The 16,453-nt window shown below is 69.1% G+C and carries 12 protein-coding genes; 11 read left to right on the top strand and 1 reads right to left on the bottom strand.

All coding sequences use genetic code 11. The annotated features are described in order from the left end of the window. The first annotated feature begins 278 nt into the window (after nt 1-278). The 4 genes from OG883_RS43890 (at nt 279) to OG883_RS43875 (ending at nt 6,817) form a co-directional block, all read left to right on the top strand. Nucleotides 279-1,550, top strand: coding sequence for a ParA family protein (locus tag OG883_RS43890; protein WP_266554040.1), 1,272 nt, complete (start codon nt 279-281; stop codon nt 1,548-1,550). Continuing rightward, nucleotides 1,547-2,599, top strand: coding sequence for a hypothetical protein (locus OG883_RS43885; protein WP_266554038.1), 1,053 nt, complete (start codon nt 1,547-1,549; stop codon nt 2,597-2,599). Before OG883_RS43890 ends, OG883_RS43885 begins: the two co-directional genes overlap by 4 nt. A gap of 2,487 nt (nt 2,600-5,086) precedes the next feature. Then, nucleotides 5,087-6,466: a DUF2637 domain-containing protein gene (locus tag OG883_RS43880; protein WP_266554036.1), complete on the top strand. Its 1,380-nt coding sequence runs from the start codon at nt 5,087-5,089 to the stop codon at nt 6,464-6,466. 228 nt (nt 6,467-6,694) lie between these two features. Further along, complete coding sequence (locus OG883_RS43875; RefSeq protein ID WP_266554034.1) at nt 6,695-6,817, top strand: hypothetical protein; 123 nt, start codon at nt 6,695-6,697, stop codon at nt 6,815-6,817. 404 nt (nt 6,818-7,221) lie between these two features. Here the strand turns inward: OG883_RS43875 and OG883_RS43870 are convergent, their stop codons facing one another. After that, on the bottom strand, nt 7,222-7,455 hold the full coding sequence (locus OG883_RS43870) for a hypothetical protein (RefSeq protein ID WP_266554032.1): 234 nt from the start codon (nt 7,453-7,455) through the stop codon (nt 7,222-7,224). A gap of 545 nt (nt 7,456-8,000) precedes the next feature. Here OG883_RS43870 and OG883_RS43865 point away from each other — a divergent pair. From OG883_RS43865 to OG883_RS43835, 7 genes are all read left to right on the top strand, one after another. Next, nucleotides 8,001-9,923: a hypothetical protein gene (locus OG883_RS43865; RefSeq protein ID WP_266554030.1), complete on the top strand. Its 1,923-nt coding sequence runs from the start codon at nt 8,001-8,003 to the stop codon at nt 9,921-9,923. 232 nt (nt 9,924-10,155) lie between these two features. After that, nucleotides 10,156-11,196 (top strand): conjugal transfer protein, encoded by a 1,041-nt coding sequence (locus OG883_RS43860; protein ID WP_266554028.1) that lies wholly within the window; start codon nt 10,156-10,158, stop codon nt 11,194-11,196. A 93-nt stretch (nt 11,197-11,289) separates the two neighbouring features. Next, nucleotides 11,290-11,526: a hypothetical protein gene (locus OG883_RS43855; protein ID WP_266554026.1), complete on the top strand. Its 237-nt coding sequence runs from the start codon at nt 11,290-11,292 to the stop codon at nt 11,524-11,526. 10 nt (nt 11,527-11,536) lie between these two features. After that, complete coding sequence (locus OG883_RS43850; RefSeq protein ID WP_266554024.1) at nt 11,537-12,124, top strand: hypothetical protein; 588 nt, start codon at nt 11,537-11,539, stop codon at nt 12,122-12,124. After that, complete coding sequence (locus OG883_RS43845) at nt 12,124-12,948, top strand: cell division protein FtsK (RefSeq protein WP_266554022.1); 825 nt, start codon at nt 12,124-12,126, stop codon at nt 12,946-12,948. Before OG883_RS43850 ends, OG883_RS43845 begins: the two co-directional genes overlap by 1 nt. After that, a complete protein-coding gene (locus OG883_RS43840) occupies nt 12,945-13,799 on the top strand; it encodes a hypothetical protein (RefSeq protein ID WP_266554020.1) in 855 nt (284 codons plus the stop codon). Before OG883_RS43845 ends, OG883_RS43840 begins: the two co-directional genes overlap by 4 nt. Continuing rightward, on the top strand, nt 13,796-16,396 hold the full coding sequence (locus OG883_RS43835; protein WP_266554018.1) for an ATP-binding protein: 2,601 nt from the start codon (nt 13,796-13,798) through the stop codon (nt 16,394-16,396). Before OG883_RS43840 ends, OG883_RS43835 begins: the two co-directional genes overlap by 4 nt. Nucleotides 16,397-16,453 lie beyond the last annotated feature (57 nt).

Genomic DNA, 16,453 nt, shown 5'->3' with positions numbered 1-16,453 from the left:
GATTGAGCATCTGCCTGGAGGGCGCGTCGGCGGGGGGCTGGATTCGCCTGGAACTACCCTGCGATGGGCCTACACGAGGGTGGAGTTGAGCCCCAAGCCTGTGCGAGCGGGAGCGGTTGACCGTCGACAGGAGTCGCAGCTGCAGTTTTGGTCGCCGAGTGGCCGTTCCTGCAGACAAGTTAGTCAGTCAAGGTCGAGTGAGGCGTGGCAGCAGTCGAGTGAATTCGAGGGCTCCACGAGGCCGTTATGTCTGATTAATGCAGCCGACGGTCCCCCAGTTGGCGCAGCCTGCGCGCTGGAAACATGATCATCTCGGGCAACACGGGGCAGCCTACCGCACTGACATGTCGGTGACTGATAAGTTGCCCACCATGACCATCACCAACAGCGAATCCGGCACTGAAAAGCTGATCGCCAACGTCATGCCGGAGATGCGGCGAGACCTGAAGATCCGTGCTGCTGAGCACGGCCTCAACGTCTCCGACGCCATCGTGAACGCACTGACCCTCTGGTACGAGAACCCCGACGTCGAGAAGGTCGATGTCAAGGGCGCGAAGTCCTGGGCCTCCTACGTACCTGCCGGCGGCGTCGAGCGCTTCGAGCATGAGTGTGAGGCGCGGAGCCTGACGAAGGTTCAAGGCATCGCTCAAGCCATCACGCACTGGCTTCTCCGTCACCCCTCCCCCGTCGATCGGTTGGTCCGGCAGCCCGTCAAGCGGATCCTCGTCGGCAACCAGAAGGGCGGCGTGGGCAAGACGTTCATCGCGGCAGCGCTCGCCCAGGCCTTTGCCGAGCTAGGCCTGAAGGTCCTGATCGTCGACTACGACCCGCAGGGTCACCTCTCCGCACGCCTCCAGGTGGCTGAACTCCCCACAGGAGGAGACAGTCTTCTCCAGCACATGCTCGGCAAGGCGACACAGCATCTGCGGCGGTCGATCATCGCGCTCGAGGAAGTGCCCATGGAGGGCCGCGAGATCAACCCGGGGCCCATGTTCGATGGCCGTCTGCACATACTGCCGGTGTTTGAGGACGCGTTCCTGATGGACGCTGCCCTGGCGACGATGTCCGCCGGCCGCGACACCTGCCTGCGTCGCGCACTCGAGCCGGTCGAGGACGACTACGACGTGGTCGTACTCGACGGCCCTCCGAACCTGGGGCTGGGCATGGAGCTCGCGATCGACTACGTCCACCGACGCCCCGGCGAGCTCATCGACCACTCGGGAATCCTGATTCCGGTCTGGTCCGACCGGTCATCCTTCCGCGCGTACAACCTGCTCAAAGGCCAGATCGAGACGACGTGCAAGAACATGCGGATCGAGGTGGACCAGCTTGGGTTCATCATCAACGCCTACGACTCCCGGAAGGGCACCGTAACGAAGGGGTTCTACGACGAGTGGAACACCCTCCACTCCCCCATTGTGCTCGCGGAGTTGAAGGACAGCATCGAAGGCCGAGAGTCCTCGGACTACGAGATCCCACTGTTCCAGTACGCCGCAGACTGTTCGCAAGCTGAGGCGATGCGGAAACTGGCTAAGGAGCTCGCAGCATGAGCAAGTATCGTCCCGCTACCCTCCCCAAGGGGTCGACGAGTGGTCAGCCGGAAGGCGGGGCAGTTCCGGCGGTCCGCACCCGCGAGCAGGTTCGAGCGGAGTGGGAAGCGGAGCGACTGAAGGCAACGCAAGAACAGGACGTGGCTGCCCCTGACGTCGACAACGACACCGCAAGCTCAAGTGGCGATGACCTCGCTGCGTCAGATGCTGAAGCCAGCGAAGGGGCCAGCGAAGAGGCCGGCGCGAATGCCTCATCGACGGAGACTGCGAAGGTGAGCCAGGAGGCAGAGGACGATCCCGACTCTGACCTTCTCCTTCCGGGCGACGACGGCGATGGCCTGGTGCGGCTGCCAGCCGATCGTGATCGGAACGGGTACGTCGAGATCCGTCCGTTCTCACGCCCTGACACCGAGGACCCCAAGGAGCGTCTCAACCACTACGCCCGAGGGATCGCCCAGGCGGAGATGGCAGCTCGCGCCAATGAGCAGCGCGTCCAGCAGCAGAAGATCATCGTGCAGGGGCAGAACTTCCTGGCCATCAAGGAGGAGAAGCTCTGGGAGGTCGTGGGGCTGCCCGACTTCGATGCGCTGATGAAGGCACGGTTCGGGTTCGGCAAGAACTACGCCAACAAGATCATTCGCGCAGTACCAGTCGTCATGGCACTCGAGTCTGTGACCTCGATGGAGCTCGTCGAGAAGCACCTCCGGCCGCTCTGCCCGGTCTTCGAAACCTTCGGAGCTGACGCCGTTCGGCAGACGTGGGAGGAGGCATCACGGAAGAAGATCACGGAGAAGAACCTCCACGAGGCTGCCGCGTTCCTCGGCTTTGCCGAGCCTGTCGAGCAGAAGCCCAAGGTGGTCGGCCAGTCAACGAGGTCTACGGAGGCAGGCGCAGACAACGTTCGTCAGGCAGTCCAGGCCAAGGAAGCCATCCGCTCGCTGCGGGCAACCGATGAGCCTCGCGCCCGTGAGGCCGCCATAGAGTTCATGAAGATGGCGCAGGAACTCTGCGAGGAGTTCGGGATCGATCTGGCTGAAGCTGCAAACTGAACGACCCTTGAGACGGTGGCCCGGCGCATGCGCGCCGGGCCACCGTCATGTTCTCTCCCGATTGTCGAGCGGTGCCGGGTACCCCGGGTGCCCGCGGAGTCGGAACACGGCGGTGCCGGGAACCCCGGGTACCCGCCGGGCCGGGGGAGTCGAGAGCTCGGCGGTGCCGGGTACCCCGGGTACCCGCCGGCGTTGTCGAGCGGTGCCGGGAACCCCGGGTACCCGCCGGGCGGGGGGAGTCGAGAGCTCGGCGGTGTTGGGTACCCCGGGTACCCGCCGGGCCGGGGAAGCTGAAGTTGCCGGGTGCCCGCCGGCGTTGTCGAGCGGTGCCGGGAACCCCGGGTACCCGCCGGGCCGGGGGAGTCGAGAGCTCGGCGGTGCCGGGTACCCCGGGTACCCGCCGGCGTTGTCGAGCGGTGCCGGGAACCCCGGGTACCCGCCGGGCGGGGGGAGTCGAGAGCTCGGCGGTGTTGGGTACCCCGGGTACCCGCCGGGCCGGGGAAGCTGAAGTTGCCGGGTGCCCGCCGGCGTTGTCGAGCGGTGCCGGGAACCCCGGGTACCCGCCGGGCCGGGGGAGTCGAGAGCACGGCGGTGCTGGGTACCCCGGGTACCCGCGGAGTCAGAGCTCGGCGGTGCCGGGTACCCCGGGTACCCGCCGGGCCGCGGGAGCTGAAGTTGCCGGGTGCCCACCATCGTTGTCGACCGGTGCCGGGTACCCCGGGTACCCGCCGGGCGGGGGGAGTCAGAGCTCGGCGGTGTTGGGTACCCCGGGTACCCGCCGGGCCGGGGGAGTCGATAGCTCGGCGGTGTTGGGTACCCCGGGTACCCGCGGAGTCAGAGCTCGGCGGTGTTGGGTACCCCGGGTACCCGCCGGGCCGGGGGAGTCGAGAGCTCGGCGGTGTTGGGTACCCCGGGTACCCGCGGAGTCAGAGCTCGGCGGTGTTGGGTACCCCGGGTACCCGCCGGGCCGCGGGAGCTGAAGTTGCCGGGTGCCCACCATCGTTGTCGACCGGTGCCGGGTACCCCGGGTACCCGCCGGGCGGGGGGAGTCAGAGCACGGCGGTGTTGGGTACCCCGGGTACCCGCCGGGCCGGGGGGAGTCGATAGCTCGGCGGTGCCGGGTACCCCGGGTACCCGCGGAGTCAGAGCTCGGCGGTGTTGGGTACCCCGGGTACCCGCCGGGCCGCGGGAGTCGAGAGCTCGGCGGTGTTGGGTACCCCGGGTACCCGCGGAGTCAGAGCTCGGCGGTGTTGGGTACCCCGGGTACCCGCCGGGCCGGGGGAGTCGAGAGCTCGGCGGTGTTGGGTACCCCGGGTACCCGCGGAGTCAGAGCTCGGCGGTGTTGGGTACCCCGGGTACCCGCCGGGCCGGGGAGTCGAGAGCTCGGCGGTGTTGGGTACCCCGGGTACCCGCGGAGTCAGAGCTCGGCGGTGTTGGGTACCCCGGGTACCCGCCGGGCCGCGGGAGTCGAGAGCTCGGCGGTGTTGGGTACCCCGGGTACCCGCGGAGTCAGAGCTCGGCGGTGTTGGGTACCCCGGGTACCCGCCGGGCCGCGGGAGCTGAAGTTGCCGGGTGCCCACCATCGTTGTCGACCGGTGCCGGGTACCCCGGGTACCCGCCGGGCGGGGGGAGTCAGAGCTCGGCGGTGTTGGGTACCCCGGGTACCCGCCGGGCCGGGGGAGTCGATAGCTCGGCGGTGTTGGGTACCCCGGGTACCCGCGGAGTCAGAGCTCGGCGGGTGTCGGGTACCCCGGGTACCCGCCGGGCCGGGGGAGTCGAGAGCTCGGCGGTGTTGGGTACCCCGGGTACCCGCGGAGTCAGAGCTCGGCGGTGTTGGGTACCCCGGGTACCCGCCGGGCCGCGGGAGCTGAAGTTGCCGGGTGCCCACCATCGTTGTCGACCGGTGCCGGGTACCCCGGGTACCCGCCGGGCGGGGGGAGTCAGAGCACGGCGGTGTCGGGTACCCCGGGTACCCGCCGACGTTGTCGACCGGTGCCGAGTACCCGGACGGCTGGCGCAGGGATGGGGGCCCGTCGGTGTAGGGTCCGCGGGCGCTCTGGTCGGGTGCCAGATGGGAGTGGCACGCGACGGCCGAGTCGGGTACTCGGCCCGCCTTGGCTCTGTCGGGCGCCCGCGGAACTTCCATCGGGTGCTGATCTACACCTTGGCCCGCGGCGGCTGGTGGGCGCGGGCCAAGGTGCTGAGGTGAGCTCGGCGGTGCCGGGTACCCCGGGTACCCGCAGGCCGGAAGGCGCCGACGCGCGTGAAGGGGGAATGCGATCCGGGTCGCAAAGCCCTCCCTATCGCGCGGCTATGAACCTACCCCCGCCTCTCTCAGTATTTCCCCGCGCCACGCGGCACCTGGCCAGGCAGCCGCGGGATTCACCCAGTCGGCCCTGTTCTGCAACGCACACTCGCTAGGCGCGGACTCTGTCCACAGGGCGCCCACTGCACGCTACCCAAACTCAGATCTAGAGGGAGTGGGAAGTGGAGCGCAGCAGAGACGACGACGCCGTCCGGCTGAACAGAACCCAACGCATACTCATCGCCGTTGTCGTGACAGGGGCGGTCTTCATTGCAGCGATTGGATTCGCAGGCTCGTATGCGGCTGTACGAGAGCTCGCTGTCCACAAGGGTTTCGGAGCCTTCGCTACTGTCTTTCCAATTGGCGTGGATGCTGGGATCGCGGTACTCCTGGCGCTCGATCTGCTGCTCACGTGGTTGCGCATCCCCTTCCCGATGCTGAGGCAGGCCGCGTGGCTTCTCACAGCGGCGACGATCGGGTTCAACGCGGCGGCGGCTTGGCCGGACCCGGTGGGCGTCGGAATGCACGGCGTGATCCCTGTCCTCTTCGTGGTGACGGTCGAGGCGGCCCGGCATGCCGTCGGCAGGCTGGCGGCGATCACGGCGGACCGGCACATGGAGGGCGTGCGTCTCTGGCGGTGGCTGCTGGCTCCTCTGCCCACGTTCAGGCTTTGGCGCCGGATGAAGCTTTGGGAGATCCGGAAGTACGACGATGTGATCCAGGCCGAGCAGCAGCGGCTTGTCTACCAGGCCCGACTGCGAGGGCGCTATGGGCGGGGCTGGCGTTGGAAGGCGCCGGTTGAGGAACTCCTCCCGCTACGGATCGCGCGCTATGGCATACCGCTTGAGGTTTCGACCCACCCGCGATCTCGTGAACCAGAAGAGGACGCGAAGGGCGTGTACGAACTTGAGGAGTGTGCCGTGCCCAGGACTCGCTGGGACCACGATGAGAATGAGGGGTTCGCCTATGCGGCACGGCCTGAGCGGACGGATTCGTCGGCGGTCGAGTCGGTGCTCCACTCGGAGGGCGAGGCGGCCGCGGATGCAGGCTCGCGTGGAGAGCGGGAGGCAAGGTCCGACGCCGGCCCCGAAGGAGAGGGCTCACTTCGAACGGTGATCCTCGAACCCTCCACTGAGCAGATCACGCCAGGGTCCCAAGTTCCACTTGTTCAGCAAGGCGGTCACAGCGAGTCCGGGTTGCTGCCTACCCCACCAGGTGGCGAGACCGGGCCGAATGAGGAGGAGCTCGGCAGCGATCTCGGCGGTGACTCGACTACGGGGGAGGCGGGCTCGGAGTCCGCAGACCCGAGTTTGGGGGAGGGGGAAATTCAAGGCCCGGCGAGCGCCGAGCATGAGTCGGCCATCGAACGGCTGAAGTCCAATGCGGCTGCGGTCCGGTACGCGATGGGGGTGCTCGGCTCCACGCACACACCTACCGTGGTCGACTGGCTCGCGGCCCATGGCCGGGAAGTGAACCGCGGTCAGGCTCACCGGATCACGAAGGACGAGGAGGAGCGGCAGCAGCGGGGCCAGCACCTCACGGTGCTGAAGGGCGCCTCGTAGGTCACCCGTCGGTGTCGGCGCCACTGAGGAGAGACCACCAAGGCCGCACCCACAAGGCGGATGGCCTCGCCGCCTCGTCCTCTCGCCTCTCGTAGGGTGGCGATCTGGTCCTGACGGGGAGAGGCCTCGATGAACAACCGCACGCCGTCGACCGCCGTGTCAGGAGTCGAGGCCCGCAACACGCCTGCCCTGATCAGCGCCTGATCCGCTGCGCTGGGCGTGGGGCTCATGGTGGCGAATTTCGCGACGCCGCTGTTCTGGCTCATGCATGGGCAGTACTACGCCGTCGCCATGCGCATGCTCGGTGCGGGCGCGATCCCGGCCGGACATCTCGGCCGGCGTCGCGGCTAGCACCTCGGTGGCCGCGACCGTAGTCTCGCGCTCGTCGTCATCCTGACAGGCTGGCTGCTACTCCTGGTCGTCCTGCTGCTGGTGCTGGCTTACGGCGGGCTGATCATCGGACTCACGTCCCTGTCCAGCTCCGCGAGTTGAGGGGAACCCCGACGCGGGTGGACTCCATCGGCGGGGGCCGCAGTTGCCCCCTGTTCGATCTGTTCGATTCTTCGTCAGGGGCGATCCTAAGCTGCGCCCGGCGGGTGCCGCCATCCGCGGTGAACGTCAGAATCGCCGCTCTCGGAGCCCTCTTCCGGCGATCACGACCCTGCGGATGCTCGGTCCGGAAGGTGCGGGGCCCTGAAGCGCGCCGTCGACGACACTACCGACAACCGTGTCTGACACGGTGGGGGGCTGGAGTCTCAGGCCCCAGTGCGAGCGGTGCGGCGGCCGATGGTTTCCATGATCTCGCTGAGGATGCCGAAGATCGCCGTCGTTTCGCGTACGCCCTCGCCGCGGTCGGTCAGGGCTCGGCGGACGTTGCGCCGCGCCTCGGGATGCCCGGCCCGGATCTGAAGGGCTGCGGCCACCGTCGTCTCGAGTTTGTTGATCCGCTCGACCTGCTGCTCGACGTCGGACAGATCGTTGGCCGTCACGGGCCCTCGCTGCAACCGCGCGTTCGCCGAGGATGACGTCTCGATCGTGGTGAGGGCATCGGACTGGCCCCTGATGAGGTTCGACAGCTTCGGTCGGCCTTGGTCGTCACGGAGCTCGGCGGGGCAGCGTCGATGACGCGCAGAACCAGCAGCGTGCACAGGTCGAGCAGGCTGGCCGCACAGTGCGGTCGCAGACGCATCATCAGGCCCTGCGCATCAGACCAGTCGCCCGGCGCGCTTGCCGCTCGGCTTCCGGCGAAGCGGGCGGCCTCCCGATCCAGCATCGACCAGTAGGCGGGCGTCCCGTCGACCCCCGCCGACGGCATGCGGCCGGCACCTGCTGTTCGACGCTCGCCCATCGGCCCACCCTCGCTCGTGGCTGACCCTTCGCGAACACACCAGCTGCTCCTCGCAGTTCGACAGGCCGTGGAGCCCCGCGTTCGCGGACTCTGTCCACAGGCTGATCTTCCTACGTTCGCTCTTGACCGTTCTTCCGCGTGTGCGCGGGAGCTGGAGGGGGCTGAGCGTGGAAGGGGAAGTGGGCCGTGGCGCAGACTAAGTTCGACAAGCAGCTCGAAGACGGCCTGGAGCAGGGGGCCATGGTCCTCGGGCGGTTTGTCAGCGGGGCCCCGCTGGACGGTGAGCCGAGACCACCGGGCAGCCTGCCGCGGTGGGGAATCGCCCTGCTGAGACTGGTGCTTCTGGCCTGGGCCGGCTGGGCCGCGTGGATGTGGTGGTGGATCAAGGACCACGACCGCGTGATACGCGTGTCGATCATCGCCGCGGCCGTGGCCGTCCCGATCGTGGTCGTCGCGGCGATCCGCGGGCGCGGCCGGCGCCACCACATGCGGGCCCTGGTGATCCCGATGTCCATGGCCCTCAAGGACCTCCTTTCCGAATGGGACGATCACCAGCGGCTGCGCGCTCTCAACATCCCCATCGACCGATCGTTCGTCGCCGTCCGCCTGCCTGATGGCTGGCACGATCCGGGTGGCTTCAAGGAGCAGATGCGTGAGCTGATCCAGGACCGAATGGGCGGGCTGTGGGCGGGGGAGTGGAATCTCAAGAACCACCCGTTCAACGTGGTGTTCACCCCGCAGAAGCCGAAGCCGAAGCTGGAGCCGCCTGAGACGGTCGACTTCTTCAGTGACCTCGTGCAGAAGGCGATCGCTGCGTGCGAGCCGGGCCAGCTCGTACTTGGCATCGACGAACGCCAGCGCCCGGTAATCAAGGAAATGACCGGAGAAACCGCAATGTGGGCCCTTTCGGTGGGTTCCGGTGGCGGAAAGTCCTCGTTCCTCCAGATGATCATCACGCAGCTGGTGCGCCAGCGCGCGACCGTTATCGGCATCGACGTGAAGATGGCGTCCATCAACTGCTTCGAAGGCGTCGAGGGCGTACATCTCTACACCGACCCGGGGAATATCGGGGACATGCGGTCCGCGATTTCCTGGGCTGCCCGTGAGGTGGAGGCCCGGAACTATGTGAAGAAGGGCAACCCGCGGAAGAACTTCGACCGTCTCACCCTCATTCTCGAAGAGGGCAATGAATTCGGTGATGCGTCGAAGGAGTGGTGGAACGAGAACAAGGAAAAGGGCGAGCCTGCCAGCGACCCCATTTGGGGCGACATCGCGTCCATCATGCGCATGGGCCGGCACGTCAACGTGACGATCATCGGTGTGTTCCAGGACCTGCGGGAAGCTGCGGTCGGCTCCCGGGGCCTGCGCAACATGTTCCGAATGATCCTTATGGGAAATTTCAACGCAAATCAGTGGAAGATGATCGTCAATACGACGCCCGTGCCGGAGTCCGTCGACCGGGCCGGCCGCATGATGATCATCGAGGGCAACCGGCGGGTCTGGATCCAGGTCCCGTACGCGGACCCGGAGGACTTCCGCACCCACAGCATGGAGCTGCGCGCGCAGCGCGGCTACAGCACTGAGGACCTGTACGGTGCCCCGCCGGCCCGCAGTCCTCAGCGGCTGCCGTCCCTGCTGCAGGAGTCCAGGCCCCTGTTCACGAAGGAAGCCGATCCGCAGGCCATACCCGCAGGCCAGGACGGCAGCGGTGAGCTTCCGTCGGTGAGCATGGTCAAGGACGAGCCGCCGGTCCTGGAGGCCGACGCCGAGCAGGATGTCGTCGCCGAGCCCGAGGAGGAGGTCGAGCTGCTCCCGCTGGCGGAGATCTCCCGCCGGCTGGCCGAAGACGGGATCGAGGTCAGCTCCGAGCTGATGCGTCAGCACAAGCGGCGCCGGAAGAACTTCCCTGCCGGCCAAGTCGTCGACGGCAAGGAGCTGTTCGCCCTGGCCGACCTCGCCGAGTACTACGGGCCCGACGAGGAGGAGCCCGACGATTCCGACGAGGACGCCGAGCGCGAGGAGGACGACCAGGGTGACGTGGACGAGGCGGAGGACGCCGCCGACGACGACCAGGACGAGGAGCAGCAGGGCGGCGCCGGCCACGACTGACCGGCCTGGCGCATAGGCACCGCAGGGGGCCACGGGATTTCCCGTGGCCCCCTTTCTTTGTGTCCGCACCCCCGGCCCGGATGGCGGCGCCGCAATCGCCGGAACTTATCCACAGGCCAACGCTTCTACGTTTCCCGTGTGAGCTTTCCGCGAAAAGCGTGAGGCCGCATGGCGACCCGCCATGCCCTTATGCGCGGAGGTCGGTTATTGGGAATTGGCCGAGGAGTACGGGATGAGTGCGCTGCGGAAGATGCTGAATCTTCCACCGAAAGAGCCCAAGGGCGGTGATGAAGGAAACACCGCTGTCGCGGACGCCTCGGTGGAGACGCCTTTGCCGGAGGCGGGGGAGGGAAGGACGTCGACCCGGGCGCCGGCCGCGCTCGGCTGGGCGGAAGAGGAGGAGTCCTCGGGGCGCTCGGCTGCACGGAAAGCGGGCCGGGTGGCGATCTGGCTGGTCATCGGACTGGCCGCGTTCACCGGTGTACGGACGTGGGTGTTCCCCACCAAGGCGCCGGCCCCCGTCGAGCAGACGGACCCGCAGGCCGAGGCGAAGAAGAACAACGTGCCCGAGGCCGAGGCGCAGCAGGTCGCCGCCCGGTTCGCCCGCTCGTACATGAACTGGAACGCCCAGGATCCCGACTCCCGCGCGAAGGAGCTCGAGGCGGACCTCGCCAAGGGGATCGACCCGAAGCTCGGGTGGAACGGCGCCGGGGTCCAGCTGGTCGCGCAGACCATCCCCGGCCCGGTCACCCAAGTCGGCGGCAAGCGGGCCCGGGTACGCGTCGACGTCCGGGTGAGCACCGTGACCGGCAGCGGCAACAAGCAGCAGACCGCGACGAGTTGGCGCGGCCTGGAGGTGCCCGTTGCCCAGGGGAACGGCCGGGTGGTGGTCACCGGCGAGCCCGCAATGGTCGGCATGCCGACCGCCGCCGGCTACACGGCGCCGGACGGCCCCGAGGCCGACTCCCAGCTCTCCGGGCTGACCCGCGACACGGTCAAGGACTTCCTCAAGTCCTGGGCCGCGGGCAGCGAGGACCAGGCGGCCGCACCCGGCGCCGACATCCAGCCGCTCGGCTCCGGGCTGACGCTCGACAGCCTCGACTCCTGGGTCGTGGACGCCGGCAGCGGCGACAAGCGCCTAGGCACGGCGACCGTGCGCTGGAAGCTCGGCGGCGCCCAGATCCAGCAGACCTACCAGATCACCCTCACCAAGGTCTCGGCCAGCAGCGCGAGCCGCTGGCAGGTCGAGGCGGTCACCGCAAAGACCGCGTAGCGGCCTCGCCCTACACCGCGGCGGCTGCTGCGGGCCCGTCGCTCGGCCGGCCCTTCAACACCCATCCCCACCAACCCAAGGAGTGGATCCCCCATGGGCGGAGACAACGCGCTCGTTTCCTGGATCTTGGCCGTCGTCGGCTCCCTCTTCGTCGCCGTCCTGGCCGTCCGCGGCTTCGGGCACTGGATGAAAAAAGAGTGGGGCGCGCTGATCACACACATGGTCGGCGGCAGCGTCGTCGCGGTCATGATCTTCACGCCGAATCAGGCCGTCACGATCCTGAAGTTCATCGGCGCCAAGATCGCCACCGTCTTCACCGGCACGGGCTGAGGCGGCGGCGATGCGAACCTCCAACACCTACACCCGGCACTGGGACTTGGAGACCCGGCAGCACGAACTGCTGGGCCTGGACCTGGGCGAAGGCCTTCCGCGGACCACCTTGAAGTACGGCGCGGTGATGTTCCCGCTGTGGTGGGGCGCCTGGCTGCTGCTCTTCGGGTTCCCCCTCAAGCCGCTGATCCCGCTGTTCCTGCTGCCCCCGCTGTTCTTCACCTACTACGGGGCGAAACGTTCCACCACGTACTGGCGGCGCACCAACCTCCTGCTCTGGGGGGTGCGGCTGAACTACCTCAACCACGGGGTCCGCCCGGTCATCGGCCGCGGCCGCATCCCCGCCCCGAAGGTCGGCCTGCGGCTGCGCACCCAGCGCCTGGCCGAACGCGCCCCGCAGCTCGCCGAGATGCCGGCCTTCTCCTCTTACTTCACCACCGACGGCGACAACCCGGACGCCGCCGAATCCTGCGGCAAGCCCGCCCACCTGCGGCCCCGCCTGCGCATGTACGGCCCCGACGCCGTCGCCAAGGCCCGCACCAAGACCGCCAAGCGACGCCGCAGCGCCGCCCGGCACGCACCGAAGGGCAGCAGCTGATGACCACCCAGACCTCCATCCCGATCCAGGCCCTGCGCAAGTCGGTGCGCCTGTCCGACCCGCACACCCTGCCCGCGCTGAACGCCGCCCGCACCCCGCTGCTCGGCCTCGCCGACGGCGACCGCCCCGTCCACCTGCCCGCCACCGCCGAACACGCCCTGGTCGCCACCGGCGCCGGCGGCGGCACCACCACCCTGCTGCGCACGCTCACCGCGCAGGCCCTCGCGCTCGGAGCGAGCGTCGACCTCATCGACCCGGGCGGCGCCGGCCACCACTGGGCCCGCGACCTGCCCGGAGTGCGCTACCTCTCCCGGATCCCGGAGATCCACGACCACCTGCTGATCAACGTGGCCGCTCTGCAGGACGGCACCGGCGACTGGGACGGCAGCTGGAGCGGACGCCGCGTCATGGTCATCGAGCACCTGGGCACCGTCGCGTACGGACTACGCGAGTACTGGTCCCAGACCCGGCCCGACACCCAGATGGAAGAAGCCCCCGGTGTCGAAGCCCTCGGCGTCCTGCTCGCCGCCGGCCCCGCCTTCGGCATCCAGGTCTTCGCCGGAAACCCGCGCGTCGGCCTGCCGGGCCTGGGCGCCGTACCCGTCAAGGACGTCTTCCCCACGCGGATCCTCGCCTACGGCGGCGCTGCCCTGTGGCAGCGCATCGCCCCCGAGGTGTGGTCCATCCCGCCCTACTCCCTCATCCCGGGCCGCATGCACGTCGTCGCCGACCAGAAGACGACCGCGTTCCAGGCCCTCTACCTCAGCGACTCCGAAGCCCGCGCGCTGGCGCGCGGTGTGATCGAGACGGGTGAGGCGGCATGAACTTCCTTCCCCGACGCCGCCCCCGTCCGCCGGCCCCGGCTGTGCCGGACAGCCAGCTGCCGCCGGCGGACGTTCACCTCACCCAGGGAGCTGGCCAGCAGGCCGCCCAGGCGAGCGAGCTGTCCCTGATCGGGCTCGACGAACAAGGCCGTGGCGTGCACTTCGGCCCCGGGGACGGCCACGTCCTGGTGGTCGCCCCTCCCGGGATGGGCGCGAGCCAGCTGCTGCGCAGCCTCGGCGTACAGGCACTGGCCCGCGGTGAGCAGCTGGACATCCTCGACGTCCGCATGATCAGCCAGGACTGGGCCCGCGGTCTGGAACACGGCGTCACCTACGTGGACGAGCCCGACCAGATGCACCGGCATCTGATGGGGCTGGCGCATCAGGCCCGCGGCCGCGCGGCCGCGGGGCGCCCCGGTCCGCGGCGCCTGCTGATGGTGGAGAAGGACACCACCGCCGTCCTGGCGGACCACTGGATCTCCCCGCGCCCCAACGGGATGGCCCTCGACGCGCTGACAGCCGTCCTGGCCCACGGCCGGCTGGCCGGGATCCAGGTGATCCTCGCCTGCTCTGACCTGCCCGGACAGCTCACCGGGCTGGCGCGGGACCTGTTCTCCACGCGCCTGCTGCACGACCCCAGCAAGCGGACCTGGCGTCGCGCCGGACTCGCCGACCAGCCCTGTTCTCCCGGCTTCGGCTTTCGCCCCGGCTTGTGGCACCACCTCACCCGCGACGGCTCCCACCGCCTCGTGCAGGCCGCCCGCATCAGCGAAGGCGCCGCCGCCGACTTCGTCCGCCACAGCCACGCCCCGCGCCCTGCCGCCCGCACCACGAAGGAGTCCCAGCGATGAGCACCACCACGAAGGCGGCGAAGAAGTCCGCGTCCAAGTTCGGCCGCCTCCTGGGCCTCGGCGCGGAACGCCTCATGAAGGAACCGCAGTTGGTGGCCATCGCCGACGGCCTGGTGGTCACCGACGTCGCCGCGGAGGCCTGGTTCACGCTGAGCAGCTCCAACACGGACCTCATGCCCGAGGACCGCCAGGACATGGAGCAGGACGCGGCCGCGCTGGCGCTCGCCAAGGTCCTGCCGGGCTACGACTGCCACCTCAAGGTCATCTGGGCGCGCCTGGACGGCGAGGACTACCGCGAGGAAGCACGGCAGATTTTCACCGCCGGGGATGTCGAGGCGGTCGCCGCGATGTGGGCGCAGCGCCTGGACACCCTCGACCTGCCGCAGCGGCACATCCTGCTCGGCATACGCCTCGTCGAGCGCGACTCCGCGGCGAACGCCACCGTCAAGAACGGCGTCACCGGCGCGCTCGGCGTGGGCCACACCGGTCTCGACGAGACCGAACTCGCCCACCTGGACGGCCTGGCCCGGCGGATGGAGCGCCGCCTGGAGGCCACCCCGTGGCGTGCGCGGATCGCTCCGGCGGAGCTGCTGGCCTGGGCCGTCTCGCGGGAGAGCTTCCGTCCGCAGCCTGCCCCGCCGCACCTGCCCACCATCAGCGGCGCCTCCCTGGTCCGCCTGACCCAGTCCAAGGCCATCCCGCACGCGGACCACGTACGCATGATGGACGCCCGCGGCGAGACCGCCGCCTGGGTCAGCGTGCTGGCGATGCCCGCCTTCCCCGAGGAACTCATCACCCCCGGCGAACAGGAATGGCTGCGCTGCCTCAGCGAGATCAGCTACACCCACCCGGTCACCGGCGACGACGCGCTGGTCTGCCCGGAGGCGTCGGTGCGGTTCTCGGTGTGGCAGAAGGGCGCCGCGATCAAGTCCGTCGACAAGCAGCGCCAGTCCGCCAAGGAACAGCGCCGCAGCGCCTCCGAAGGATCCGCCGGCGAAACCTTCGCGGAGACCGAGGAGACCGAGGCGGTGATGGAGGACCTGCGCCGGCAGATGAGCCGCGACGGCATGACTCTGCTGGAGGACCACCCGCGGATCATCGTCTCCTCCACCGAGTCCCTCGACGACCTCCGCGCCCGCACCGACGCGGTCACCGCCCACTACGCGGGCCTGTCCATCGACGTCACGGTCGCCTCCGAGGAACAGCGGGAACTGTGGCTGGAGGCGCAGATCGGCGACATGCTCCGCGTGCTGGACCTCGGCCACATCCGTACGACCGACGCGCTCGCCGCCAGCATGTTCTGGGGCGGCTCGGAAGCCGGGGACGACGAAGGCCCGATCGCGGGCCTCCTCACCGGCACCACCCCGGGCGTCTGCCGTATCGACATCACCGCCGGCAGCGCGAGGGGTGACGCGACGACCACAGCGTTCGTCGGCCGGTCCGGGCGCGGCAAGACCACGAGCATGATGCTGGCGACGCTGATCGCAGGCCTCAAGGGCGCGTTCAGTTTGATGCTGGGCTTCAAGGGTGACGAAGGCGGCCTGGTGAAGGCCGGCGAGTACCTCGGCCTCGACTCGCACCACGTCACCTGCGGTGTCGATACCCCGGCCGTGGCCGATGTCTTCCGGCTCCTGCCCAAGGGCGACGCCGCCCTCCAGGTCGTCAGCCAGCTTCTGATCATCCTGCCGGAGCGGATGCGTGACGCCGGTGTGGAGACGCACCTGCTGCGGGCCTGCAACGCGGTTGCCCAGCACGAGGACGCGGCGACCTGGCGGGTGATCGAGTACCTGCAGGCGAGCAGCGACCCGCTCGCGATCGATGCCGGCGAGGCGCTCTCGGAACTGTCGCAGACCCAGCTCGGTGCGCCTCTGCTGGGAAACCCGCACGACGGGGCCTCGCCGCTGCGTCCCGAGCCGGGCCTGTGGCTGGTCCAGGTGCCCGGCCTGACGATGCCGCAGGCCGGCACCCGCCCGGGGGAGATGACGATGACCGAGCGGGTCTCCTTGGCGCTGATGCGCGGCCTGATCGCGTACGCGTTGAACACCTCCGCCCGCGCTGACCTGCGAAATCTCCCGAAAGTCGTGGCGATTCCGGAGGTTCACGTCCTGACGGGCACCGACGACGGCCGGCGCTTCATCGACTACATCGCCCGTACGGGAAGGGCCCTCGACACCTCTCTGGCGATCGACACCCAGGACCCGAAGTCGCTGCTCGGCATGGACGGTGTTCTGGAGGCAATTACGACGGTTTGTGCGTTCGAGCAGAGCACTCGCAGTCAGCAGGACGCGATGGCCGAACTGCTGCGACTGCCCGTGTCGGACAGCACCCGCGCCCTGATCCACGGGGTCGGCAAGGACGCGCACGGCGACATCCGCCACGGTCACTGCATCGTGAGGGACCGGCGTGACCGGGTGGCCACCATGCAGTGGGACGCCCCCTCCTACGAGCTGCTGCGCGCGCTGTCCACCAACCCCAGGGACCAGGCCGAGGACCGCGAGACCGCCCTCCAGGACGCCATGCCCCAGGACGAGTTCACCGGCGCCGAATCCGCGGACTCTGTCCACAACCCGCCGGAGGAAGGGTCGGAAGCCGCATGACCCCCACCCGGAGCGGGCCGGCCGACGCCGCCTGCGAACCAAGGAGGCAGCCCGCCG

Source organism: Streptomyces sp. NBC_01142 (assembly GCF_026341125.1).
GTDB lineage: Bacteria > Actinomycetota > Actinomycetes > Streptomycetales > Streptomycetaceae > Streptomyces.
Note: the sequence above shows the minus strand (reverse complement) of the source record. Positions and strands in the feature narration are given on the sequence as shown.

Bases quoted from the DNA above. Each gene is read 5' to 3' on its own strand.
- OG883_RS43875 (WP_266554034.1), top strand. From the start codon at position 6,695: ATGGTGGCGAATTTCGCGACGCCGCTGTTCTGGCTCATGCATGGGCAG.
- OG883_RS43840 (WP_266554020.1), top strand. From the start codon at position 12,945: ATGAACTTCCTTCCCCGACGCCGCCCCCGTCCGCCGGCCCCGGCTGTG.
- OG883_RS43850 (WP_266554024.1), top strand. From the start codon at position 11,537: ATGCGAACCTCCAACACCTACACCCGGCACTGGGACTTGGAGACCCGG.
- OG883_RS43845 (WP_266554022.1), top strand. From the start codon at position 12,124: ATGACCACCCAGACCTCCATCCCGATCCAGGCCCTGCGCAAGTCGGTG.
- OG883_RS43860 (WP_266554028.1), top strand. From the start codon at position 10,156: ATGAGTGCGCTGCGGAAGATGCTGAATCTTCCACCGAAAGAGCCCAAG.
- OG883_RS43855 (WP_266554026.1), top strand. From the start codon at position 11,290: ATGGGCGGAGACAACGCGCTCGTTTCCTGGATCTTGGCCGTCGTCGGC.
- OG883_RS43835 (WP_266554018.1), top strand. From the start codon at position 13,796: ATGAGCACCACCACGAAGGCGGCGAAGAAGTCCGCGTCCAAGTTCGGC.
- OG883_RS43885 (WP_266554038.1), top strand. From the start codon at position 1,547: ATGAGCAAGTATCGTCCCGCTACCCTCCCCAAGGGGTCGACGAGTGGT.